At 62.4% G+C, this 1215-nt stretch carries 1 protein-coding gene; it reads right to left on the reverse strand.

The genetic code is table 11. The annotated features are described in order from the left end of the window. A partial coding sequence (locus tag B3873_RS21980) for an LLM class flavin-dependent oxidoreductase (protein WP_286869079.1) occupies window positions 1-1122 on the reverse strand: 1122 nt, incomplete at its 3' end. Window positions 1123-1215: the final 93 nt, after the last annotated feature.

The raw sequence follows: 1215 nt of genomic DNA on the forward strand, positions 1-1215 counted from the left end.
GGGCGCGCCCACAATGCTGGCATAACGGCCGCCCAGTTCGAGCTGTTGCAGCAGCTTGCGCTTGGACCAGTTCAGCTCCGGTTGCGTGACCACCTTGGTCAGCGATTCGATGGCATTGGTCTTGGCCGCACGGATCGGTTCATCCAGCTCGTACTTCGAAAAGTCGATACCGGTGCCCGCCGAGAAATGCGCGAGCCCCGCTTCGGGACTGGCGTAGCTGGCGTATTCGCGGAAGCGTTCCCGGGCCTCCTCGTCAGTACGGCCGGTTACCACCGTCAGGCCCATGAAGATCTTGATGGCATCCGGATCGCGTCCCTCACGCACCGCACCGTCACGGATGCTCTGCACCAGCTTGCGCGTGGCGTCCTTGCTCTGGCTGGAGATGAAAACGCATTCCGCATGGCGTGCACCGAAGGCCTGCCCGCGTCCGGACGAACCGGCTTGATACAGCACGGGCGTACGCTGACGCGACGGTTCGCTCAGGTGGATGCCTTCGACATGGTAGTAGTCGCCGTGATGCGCGATCTTGTGCACCTTGGCCGGGTCGGCATAGACGCGGCGCGCACGGTCGCGCACCACGGCACCGTCTTCCCAGCTGCCTTCCCAGAGCTTGTAGACCACTTCCATGAATTCATCGGCGCGGTCATAGCGCTGGTCGTGTTCCAGTTGTTCGTGCAGGCCCATGGCGCGCGCGGCGCTGTCGAGATAACCGGTGACGATATTCCAGCCCACGCGGCCACGACTTAAATGATCCAGCGTGGACATGCGGCGCGCAAACAGGAACGGGGCCTCATAGGTCAGGTTGGCGGTCACGCCAAAGCCCAAGTGCTCGGTCACTGCCGCCATTGCCGAGACCAGCATCAGCGGGTCGTTCACGGGCAGCTGTATGGTCTCGCGCAGGGTGAGATCGGTATTGCCTTGGTAGACGTCATAGACGCCCACGATATCGGCCAGGAACAGGCCATCGAACTTGCCGCGTTCCAGCAGGCGCGCCAGGTCGGTCCAGTAGGCGATGTCGGTGTAGTCCTGCGAGCGGTCGCGCGGGTGCGTCCACAGGCCGTGGTTGATGTGGCTGACGCAATTCATGTTGAATGCGTTGAGACGGATTTCCTTCTTGGCCATGCGGGCTCCTCAGATCGCGCCGTGGCGCGGCGGCTTCTTGCCATTCAGGACGTAATTGCCAATGGCGTGATATTTCCAGCGCACCGGATCATG

Origin of the sequence: Herbaspirillum sp. UBA812 (genome assembly GCF_002296545.1) — a bacterium.
Taxonomy (GTDB): Bacteria; Pseudomonadota; Gammaproteobacteria; order Burkholderiales; family Burkholderiaceae_D; genus Herbaspirillum; species Herbaspirillum huttiense.